Origin of the sequence: Intrasporangium sp. (assembly GCF_035688975.1) — a bacterium.
Taxonomy (GTDB): Bacteria; Actinomycetota; Actinomycetes; order Actinomycetales; family Dermatophilaceae; genus CALMNV01.
Window position 1 is genome coordinate 1 of the sequence record NZ_DASSMH010000058.1, and the last position, 9,519, is coordinate 9,519.

Annotated in this window: 9 protein-coding genes; 2 read left to right on the forward strand and 7 right to left on the reverse strand. The window is 73.9% G+C overall.

Annotated elements, in window-relative coordinates; genetic code table 11:
* The 7 genes from VFJ94_RS05965 to VFJ94_RS05995 all read right to left on the reverse strand — a co-directional run.
* Positions 1 to 621 (reverse strand): glycosyltransferase (locus VFJ94_RS05965; RefSeq protein WP_325003280.1); only part of this gene is annotated, 621 nt, incomplete at its 3' end.
* Positions 622 to 659: 38 nt separating this feature from the next.
* Entirely contained in the window at positions 660 to 2,123 is a 1,464-nt protein-coding gene (locus VFJ94_RS05970; RefSeq protein WP_325003281.1) for a hypothetical protein, read from the reverse strand.
* A gap of 78 nt (positions 2,124 to 2,201) precedes the next feature.
* Positions 2,202 to 3,191: a Gfo/Idh/MocA family oxidoreductase gene (locus tag VFJ94_RS05975; protein ID WP_325003288.1), complete on the reverse strand. Its 990-nt coding sequence runs from the start codon at positions 3,189 to 3,191 to the stop codon at positions 2,202 to 2,204.
* 2 nt (positions 3,192 to 3,193) lie between these two features.
* A complete protein-coding gene (locus tag VFJ94_RS05980) occupies positions 3,194 to 4,282 on the reverse strand; it encodes a DegT/DnrJ/EryC1/StrS family aminotransferase (protein WP_325003282.1) in 1,089 nt (362 codons plus the stop codon).
* Positions 4,279 to 4,875 carry an acyltransferase gene (locus tag VFJ94_RS05985; RefSeq protein WP_325003283.1) on the reverse strand — a complete coding sequence of 199 codons (597 nt, stop codon included), beginning with the start codon at positions 4,873 to 4,875 and terminating at the stop codon, positions 4,279 to 4,281. The genes VFJ94_RS05980 and VFJ94_RS05985 overlap by 4 nt, the downstream gene beginning before the upstream one ends.
* Positions 4,872 to 6,188, reverse strand: coding sequence for a nucleotide sugar dehydrogenase (locus VFJ94_RS05990; RefSeq protein ID WP_325003284.1), 1,317 nt, complete (start codon positions 6,186 to 6,188; stop codon positions 4,872 to 4,874). The genes VFJ94_RS05985 and VFJ94_RS05990 overlap by 4 nt, the downstream gene beginning before the upstream one ends.
* 93 nt (positions 6,189 to 6,281) lie before the next feature.
* A complete protein-coding gene (locus tag VFJ94_RS05995) occupies positions 6,282 to 7,301 on the reverse strand; it encodes an LLM class F420-dependent oxidoreductase (RefSeq protein WP_325003285.1) in 1,020 nt (339 codons plus the stop codon).
* A gap of 52 nt (positions 7,302 to 7,353) precedes the next feature.
* Between VFJ94_RS05995 and VFJ94_RS06000 the strand changes: the two genes are divergently transcribed.
* Together VFJ94_RS06000 and VFJ94_RS06005 are read left to right on the forward strand one after the other, a co-directional pair.
* Positions 7,354 to 7,812, forward strand: a complete 459-nt coding sequence (locus VFJ94_RS06000) for a CoA-binding protein (RefSeq protein WP_325003286.1) — start codon at positions 7,354 to 7,356, stop codon at positions 7,810 to 7,812.
* Positions 7,813 to 7,875: 63 nt separating this feature from the next.
* Positions 7,876 to 9,519 (forward strand): hypothetical protein (locus VFJ94_RS06005; protein ID WP_325003287.1); only part of this gene is annotated, 1,644 nt, incomplete at its 3' end.

A 9,519-nucleotide genomic window follows, 5' to 3' on the forward strand; every position in this document is an offset into this window, starting at 1 on the left:
CTCGACGGCGAGCACGGGGTCCTTGCCCGGCGTCAGCCCGCCCACGGCGACCAGCCGCAGCTGCGGCCCCGGCGCCGGCCGGGACGGCGTCACCTCGGGCCGGTCCACGATGCACGGGACGACCGTCACGGGGCCCCGCCGGTAGCGGCGGACGGCGCGCGCGAGGAACTCGCAGACCGGCACGACGACGTCCGGGCGGCGCAGCACCTGGGCGAGGGCGGGGATGAGATAGGGCCCGGCGGGCGAGAGCGACTGCGGCACGCTGATGCCCGACCAATGCTCCGTGTGCACCCACGCCACGCCCGGGCGGCTCAGAGCGAGCGGGAGCAGGGTCGAGAACGCCATGGTGTGCAGCACGTCGACGTCGCGGACCGCCTCGGCGACGGCCCGCGCCGCGCCCACCAGGTGGTCGGGACGGCTGAGCTGGAGCGGGACCCGGCGCACCCGCACCGGCCCGTCCCACTCTTGCCTCGGCGCGGACGCGTATGCCGCCGGCGGGGCCAGGTGCAGGACGGTGACGTCGTGGTCGCGGGCCAGGGCCTGGACGTCCTTGCGGACGAAGACGCCCATGACGGGCGCGGCCGGGGTGGGAAACCACGTGCTGACTGCCAAGACCTTCACCCCGGGATCCTCCCACGAGCGCGGGGCCGCCCCCGGGGTCACCGCCGCAGCGCCAGCCGCACCGCCATCAGCGTGTCCCGCCAGCCGAGGAGCAGCCACCCGGCGAGGAAGCCGAGGGCGGCCGCGACCTGCAGGACCGGCCCGGCCTGCGTGCGCAGCATCCAGGCGGCGAGGGCCGCCGCGGCGCCGGCGCCGACCGCGGCCCGCAGCAGGGGCGAGAGCCACGGCATCCGGTCCGCCCGCCACACCGCGAGCGCCGGGAGCGCCGAGGCGACGACGGCCGACGCGAGGAAGCCCCACGCCACGGCGACGTAGCCGCCGATGGGCGCGAAGGCCGCCCAGCTCACCACCGCCACGGCGGCACCGACGAGGCTCGCGGTCATGACGCCCCGGGCACCGGCGTGGGAGCGGGTCAGCTGCATGTTCGTGGCCGCCACCACCATGTTCTGCACCATGACCGCGGCGAGCAGGATGGGCAGGACCGTGGCGGCGCTGGCGAACTCCGGCTTGGGGAAGAAGACCCTGATGAGCAGGGGCGAGAGCACCATGAGCGTGCCGAAGATACCGAGGCTGATGACGAGCAGCGACCGCGTCAGCACGTCCACCTGGCGCCGGGCTCCCTCGGCGTCGCCGCGGCCGTGCGCGGTCGCGAGGGTGGGGAAGAGGACGCTGCTGATCGAGCGGGACACGAGGCTCGCCGGGGTGGCGAGCGCGATGGCGGCGGCGAAGGAGCCGGCCTGGGGCCGGTCCCAGTGCTGGGCGGCCACCATGGCCAGCTGCAGCACCCCGCTCGTGGCGAGCGAGTTGAGCAGCGAGATGTGGACGAAGGCGAGCATCTCCGCCCGCAGCGCGCTCGGCGGCCGCCCCCGGGCGCCCCGCGGCAGGTTGGCGAGCGCGTAGACGGCATACCCGGCCGTGAGCGGCACGAGCAGCAGCGAGGACAGGCGCCCCACGAGGACCGCTCCGAGGAGCGCCAGGGACAGCACCGTCGTGGCGAGGTCCCACACGGTGGCCCGCGTCACGCGGCCGGCGCCGAAGAGCAGGCTGCGGGCGAAGAGGTAGCCGGAGTTGGCGAGCACGAGGGCGGCCACCCCGACCGCCTCCCCCCACCCCAGGTGCAGCAGCCCCGGGGTGACGACGAGGGTGGCGCCCGCCAGCAGCGCCGCGGTCAGGTAGGTGACGCGCAGCAGGTAGCCGGTGACGGTGCGCGCCTCGTCGAGGTGGCCGGCGCCCCGGGCCCGGGCGAGGAACTTCGTCACGGCCATGGCGGTGGCGCTGGGGTAGAGCAGGCTGACGAAGAGGGCCAGGGAGATGCCGCTGTTGACCTCCCCCACCGCGAGGTTGCCGAGCACGAGCCCGATGAGCACGCTGTAGGCGAACCGGACCACCCCGGCGAGCACCATGCCGGTCGTCGAGAGGGCCACCTGCGCCCCGAGCGACTCCCCCGTCTCGCGGGCGAGCGGCGGCAGCCCCGGACGCAGGTGGCGGACCAGGCGGGTCACCCGCCGCGTGGGACGCCCGGTGGCCGTCATCCCGGCGCGCGCTCGGGAGAAGGTGTGGGCTCGAGAGAAGGTGTGGGCTCAGGAGAAGGTGACGACACGGCCTTCCTTCGCGGAGGCGATCATGGCCTCGGCCACCCGCACGGTGGCGAGCCCCTGGCGCATCGTGACGATGTCGGCGTCCTTGCCGAGGACGGCGTCACGGAACTGCTCGTGCTCGGTGCGCAGCGGCTCGGGCTTGTCGATGGCGTAGCGCACCACGTCGCCCTCGCTCACCCCGCGGAACTGCGCGATGCCGCTCCAGGTGGTGGCGACGTTGCCGTTGGCGTGGAAGGTGAGGTCCGCTGTCAGCGTGTCCGCGACGAAGGCCCCCTTCTCCCCCGTGATGATGGTCACCCGCTCCTTGAGCGGGGACAGCCAGTTGACGAGGTGGTTGGTGACGATCCCGTCGGCCAGGCCGCAGGTGGCGGCGACGAGGTCCTCGTACTCCCGCCCGGACCGGTATGCCGTGCGCGCGGACACGGACACGTAGGGCCGCTGGGTCACCCAGGCAGTGAGGTCGATGTCGTGGGTGGCGAGGTCCTTGACGACGCCCACGTCGGCGATCCGGCCGGGGAACGGCCCCTGGCGGCGGGTCGTCACCTGGTAGATCTTGCCGAGGTCGCCGCCCTCGATGCGGGCCCGGGCCTGGCGCAAGGCGGGGTTGTAGCGCTCGATGTGGCCCACGGCCCCGACGAGGCCCTGGCCCTCGAAGGCGGCCGCGAGGCGCTCCGCGGACGGCGTGTCCTGGGCGAGCGGCTTCTCGACCATGGCGTGGACGCCCGCCTCGGCGAGCGCGACCCCGATCTCCTCGTGCAGCGCCGTGGGCACCGCGACCATGCAGTAGTCGAGGCCCTGGCCGATGAGCTCGTCGACGCTGGACAGCAGCGGCAGGCCGCGGGCCACGTGGTGCGGGTCCCCGCCGGCGTCCGCGACGGCGACGAGGTCGACCCCGTCGAGGGAGGACAGCACGCGGGCGTGGTGCCGCCCCATCATGCCGAGCCCGATGAGGCCGGCGCGCAGGTTCGCCACCGTCACGCCCCGACCCGGGCGAGCGCGTTGACGGCCTCGACGATGCGCTCGAGACCGGCCTGGTCGACGCTCGGGTGGACCGGCAGCGAGAGGCACTCGCGGGCGGCCCGCTCCGTCTCCGGCAGGTCGACGTCGTGCCCGAACGGCTTGAGGCGGTGGTTGGGGACGGGGTAGAACATGCCGGAGCCCACGTTGTACTCCTCCTTGAGGGCCTTGGCGAAGCCGTCCCGGTCCTCCGGGACCCGGATGGTGTACTGGTGGTAGACGTGCACGGCCCCCTCTGCGACGTGGGGCGGGGTGACCCCGTCGAGGTGCGCGGAGAGGAACTCGGCGTTGCGCTGCCGGGTCGCCGTCCACCCGTCGACCTTCGTCAGCTGGACGCGGCCGATGGCGGCGTGGACGTCGGTCATCCGGCAGTTGAAGCCGACGACCTCGTTCTCGTACTGCCGCTCCATGCCCTGGTTGCGGTAGAGGCGCAGCATCCGCTCGGTCTCCGGGTCGGCGACCGAGACCATGCCGCCCTCGCCCGAGGTCATGTTCTTCGTCGGGTAGAGCGAGAACATGGCGAACCGGCCCCACGACCCGACGGGCTCGCCGCCGAGCGATGCGCCGTGCGCCTGCGCGGCATCCTCGAAGAGCGCCAGGCCGTGCCGGTCCGCCAGGGCCCGCAGCGCCGGGATGTCTGCCGGGTGGCCGTAGAGGTGGACCGGCATGATGCCGACCGTCCGCTCCGTGATGGCGGCCTCCACCGACGCCGGGTCGAGGCAGAACGTCCGCGGGTCGATGTCGGCGAACACCGGCGTGGCGCCGGTGAGGGCGACGGAGTTCGCCGTCGCCGCGAAGGTGAAGGACGGCACGATGACCTCGTCCCCGGCGCCCACACCGCTCGAGAGCAGCCCGAGGTGCAGCCCCGACGTGCCGGAGTTGACCGCCACGCACGCCCGGCCGAGCCGGAAGTGGCTCGCGAACTCCTCCTCGAAGGCCTTGACCTCCGGCCCCTGGGCGAGCATGCCCGAGCGCAGCACGCGGTCGACCGCCTCCCGCTCCTCGTCGCCGATGAGCGGCTTTGCCGGCGGGATGAAGTCGTTCATGCGCTGACCTCCGTCAGGGTGTCGTTGTCTTGGCGGTACGTCGCACCCGTCTGCGGGCAGGTCCACTCGTCGGGGCCCGTCTGCTCGAGCGGCACGCCGGCGCGGCCGACCCAGCGGACCCGCCGGGCGGGCACGCCGGCGACGAGCGCGAAGTCGGGCACGTCCTTGGTCACGACCGAGCCGGCGGCGACGAGCGCCCAGCGGCCGATCGTGACCGGCGCGACGCACACGGCACGGGCGCCGATGGAGGCGCCCTCGCGGCAGTGCACGCCGACGGCCTCCCAGTCCTCGCCCCGCTTCAGCGACCCGTCGGGCGCCACCGAGCGGGGGTAGTGGTCGTTGGTGAAGACGACCGCAGGCCCGACGAAGACGCCGTCCTCGAGGACGGCGGGCTCGTAGACGAGGGCGTAGTTCTGCAGCTTGCAGTTGTCGCCCATCCGCACCCCGGTCCCGACGTAGGCCCCTCGGCCCACGATGCAGTTCCTGCCGAGGACCGCGCCCTCGCGCACCTGGGCCAGATGCCAGACGGAGGAGCCGTCGCCGATCGTGGCGTCGGGCGAGACGTCGGCCGAGTCGACGACACGCACCGTCATGCGAAGGCCTGCCCGCGCGGCCGGCCGATGACGACGAGGTCGACGTCGGGGAACTTCGTGGGGTCGAGCGCGCGCCGGCCGTCCACGACGGCCCGCAGGCCCGGGAAGTCGGCCGAGGTGACGTGGGCGTACTCGACGTGGTCGGCCTGGACGATGACGACGTCGGCCGGCTCCCCCAGGTGGTAGGCGTCGAGCTTGAGGGCGGCGAGCTCCGCGTCGGTGTAGAGCGGGTCGTGCACGAGCGGTATGCCGCCGGCCGCGCGGACCGCGTCCACCACCGGGAAGACCCCGGAGAAGGCCGTCTCCTTGACGCCGCCACGGTAGGCCGCGCCGAGGACCGCGACGGTGGCCCCGTCGAGCGAGCCGCCGAGGGCCTCCCGGGCGAGCCCGACGGCATACGACGGCATGCCGGCGTTCGCCTCCCGCGCCGCCCGCACGACCGTCGCGTCCGGGTCGTTCCACAGGTAGAGCCGCGGGTAGACCGGGATGCAGTGGCCGCCGACGGCGATGCCGGGCCGGTGGATGTGGCTGTAGGGCTGGGAGTTCGAGGCCTCGATGACCTGGTGGACGTCGATCCCGTTGGCCGCGGCGAACCTGCCGAACTGGTTGGCGAGCCCGATGTTGACGTCGCGGTAGGTCGTCTCCGCCAGCTTGGCCATCTCCGCGGCCTCCGCGGAGCCGAGGTCCCACACGCCGTTGCCCCGCGCGAGGTCGGGGCGCTCGTCGAACTGGAGCACGGACTCGTAGAACTCCCGCGCCCGGGCGGCTCCGGCCGGCGAGAGGCCGCCCACGAGCTTGGGGTACTTGCGCAGGTCCGCGAAGACCCGCCCCGTCAGCACCCGCTCGGGCGAGAAGACGACGTGGAAGTCCTCGCCCTCGACGAGGCCGGACGCCTCCTCGAGGAGCGGCTTCCACCGGGTGCGCGTCGTGCCGACGGGCAGCGTCGTCTCGTAGGAGACGAGCGTGTGGTTCGCGGCCTGCAGCCCCCGGGCGATGGCACCCGTCGCGTCGTCCATCCACCGGAAGTCGGGCCGCGCCTCCTCGTCGACGAAGAGCGGCACGACGACGACGACGGCATCCGACTGCGCCACGGCCGCCGTCGTGTCCGTCACGGCCCGCAGCGACCCCGCGCCGACGACCTCCGCGAGGTGGTCGGCGAGGTGCGCCTCGCCGGGGAAGGGCTCCACGCCGCGGTTCACCGTGTCGACGACCTCGGCGTTGATGTCGGCCCCGAGGACCTCGTGTCCCGAACGCGCGAACTGGACGGCGAGCGGGAGGCCGATCTTCCCGAGACCGACGACGGTGATCCTCACGGCTGTCCTTCGTGACGGGGGGGCGGGTGAGCGCGACAATCGTAGCGGCCGGCCGACGGGCCACCCGGTGCGGGAGCTCGCGGCGCCGGCGGGTCAGCCGCGCAGCTCGGGCGCCACGGCGCGCTCGAAGAGCTCGATGCCAGAGCGGTCGTAGGCCGCCTCGGGGAAGTACGTGATGGCGTAGGTCATGCCGCGGCTCTCCATGTCCTTCAGCACCGCGACGATCTGCTCCGGGGTGCCGACCGCCGGCTGGGAGCGCAGGTCGGCGATGTGCGCCTCCACCCTCTTGTCCGACAGGCCGGCCTTGCGGAAGAGCTCGCCGGCGAAGGCCAGGCGCTCCTCCAGCTCCTTCTCGGTCTCGGCCACGACGACGTTGTAGTTGGCCGAGCGCACGATGGAGTCGAAGTCGCGGCCGGCCGCCTCGCAGTGCCCGCGCAGCACCTCGCTCTTGTGGTCGAAGCCCTCCGGGGTGCCGTCGAAGTTGGTGTAGTCGGCATACTCCGCGGCGATCTTGAGCGTGACCTTCTCGCCGCCTCCGGCAACCCACATCGGTATGCCGTTGAGCCCGGAGCCCGGGGCCGAGGTGCCCTGCAGCGGCCGCGGCGCGCAGATGGCCCCGTCGACCTGGTAGTGCTTCCCGTCGAGCGTCGCCGAGCCGTCCATCCACATCTGGCGGAAGATCTCCACCCCCTCGCGGAGCCGGCCCAGGCGGTCGCCGGCCGAGGGGAAGCCGTAGCCGTAGGCCCGCCACTCGTGCTCGTACCACCCGCCGCCGATCCCCATCTCCGTGCGGCCGCCCGAGATGACGTCGACCGTCGCGGCGACCTTGGCCAGGTAGGTCGGCTCGCGGTAGGACATGCACGTGCACATCTGGCCGAGGCGCACGCGGCTGGTGGCCGCGGCATACGCGGCCATGAGGGTCCACGCCTCGTGGGTGGCCTCCTCAGACGGCTCGGGGACCGTGTGGAAGTGGTCGTAGACCCAGACCGACTCCCAGACGTCGCCGTCGTCCGCATGCTTCGCCAGCCCGAGCATCACCTCCCAGTGCCGGGCCGGGTCGATCCCGACGAGGTCCATCCGCCAGCCCTGTGGCACGAAGATTCCAAGTCTCATGCCGGTCATCCTGTCACGCCGCCGCGTCCGACTGCCGTGTGAGGATGGGGCCATGAGTGCGCACCGCAACGACCCGGCCGTGATCCGCGACCTGCTCCAGACGCCCGCGACGTGGGCGGTCGTGGGCCTCGGCGACAACCCGGACCGCACCGCATGGGCCGTGTCCCGGTGGCTCCACCGAGAGCTCGGCATGCGGCTCGTCCCGATCCATCCGAGCGCGGCGACGGTGCACGGCGCGAAGGGCTACGCCCGGCTTGCCGACATCCCTGACGGCGAGCGGGTGGCGGTGGTCGACTGCTTCGTCAACAGCTCCCATGTCGGTGACGTCGTCGACGAGGCGATCAAGGAACGCGACCGGCTCGGCATCGAGGCGGTCTGGCTGCAGCTCGGCGTCGTCGACGAGGCGGCAGCCGCGCGGGCCGCCGACGCGGGCCTGGCCGTCGTCATGGACACGTGCCCCAAGATCGAGTTCCGCGCCGCGATGTCGGGCGACAGCGCCGTGCCCGCCTGAGAGCACGCACCTTCTCTTCCTCCTGACCCTTGACCCCTAGTCGAACTGGCGTTCTAATGGATCATGGTGGTGCGGGAGCTGTGGCCGGTGGTGGCTCAGGTCGGTGGGGTGTCCGACCCGGTCATAGACGTGTGCGCGTTGCCGGTCTCCACCGGTGCGGTGGCACCAGGTGGGCTCTCGCCGCTGGAGCGGCTGGCGCGCCGGGACCTGGCCCGGTGGGCGGTGGAGGTGAAGGTGCCGGCGCTGGTCGCCCAGCTCGCGGCGGCCGCCGCCGACGTGCCGCAGGCGCCGGTCACCGGGTCGCGGCGGTCCGCGCCGCAGGGCTCGGTCGAGCAGCAGGCCTCGGCCGACCTGCGAACGGTCGAGGCCGTCGAGCAGCTCAAGGCCATGCTCGACGCCGTCGCGCTGGACGCGTTGGCCCGGCTGCAGCACGGGATCGAGTCCGCGGAGCAGGTCCGGCTCGCCGAGCTGGGCCTGGTGCCCCGCCAGGCGCACTCCAGCCCGGCCGAGCTGACCGCCCTGGAGGTCACCACGGCCACCGGGCTCGGCGAGACCGACGTGCGCGAGCGCCTCGCGCTGGCCACCGCAGGGCCGCGCGGGACAGCGCTGCGGCACCGGCTGCGTGCCGGCGCCACCTCCCTGCACCGGGCGTGCGCCATCGCCTCGGCCACCGCGCACCTGCCCGGTGACGCGGTCGCCCCCGTGGTCGAGGCCGTGCTGCGCCCACCCCGAGACGGCTCCGCCCCCTCCCCGACCCTGTTCCGGCAACGCCTGGGCCGCGCCGTCCTGGCCGCCGAGGCCGCCACCGACGCCGCCGCCGACCCCACCGCCGACCCCACCGCCGACCCCACGGCCGACGCCGCCGGTGACCGGGCCAGCGGGCCGGCACCCCAGGACGCCGGGGCCCGCCGGCGGGCCGCCCGCCGACGCCGCAAGGGCGCCTACGCCCGCCTCGACACCGACGGGCTGGGCACCCTGACCATCATCAACGACGCCGACAAGATCGTCGCCGCCATCGACCGCGCCGAAGACGTCGCCCGCACCGCCCGCGCCGCGGGCGACCCACGCCCCCTCGACGCACTACGCGCCGACTTCCTGACCGACACCGCCATCTTCGGCTGGCCCAACGACCCACCACCACACCCGCCCGCCCCCGAACCAGCCGACCAGTCGGCAGCCGAACCAGCAGGGTCGGCTCAGCCGCCGGCCGGGGCCCCCGGGGCGCAGCGGTCAGGTGGCTCGTTCCCCCACCTCGGGCGCCGACCCGCCGGGCGAGTCTGGATCGTCGTCCCGTTCACCACCGCCGCCGGCGCCGACCACACCCCCTGCGAGCTACCCGGACACGGCTGGGTCACCGCCGAACACGCCCGCCAGATCATCACCAACGACGAGTCCACCTGGCAACGGCTCGCCGTCGACCTCGACACCGGCGCCGCCCTGCAACTGCACACCGACGCCTACCGACCCACCCCCGCCATGCGCGCCCACGTCGAGGCCGTCGACGGCGTCTGCCGCGGCCCCGCCTGCCACATCCCAGCCAACCGCTGCGACCTCGACCACGACACCCCCTGGCCCCGCGGACAAACCACCCCCACCGACCTGTCCGCCAAACACCGCCGCCACCACAACCTCCGCACCACCGGGGCCTGGACCGCCGAACGCGCCCCCACCGGCCAGCAACCCATCACCTGGCGCACCCTCGCCGGC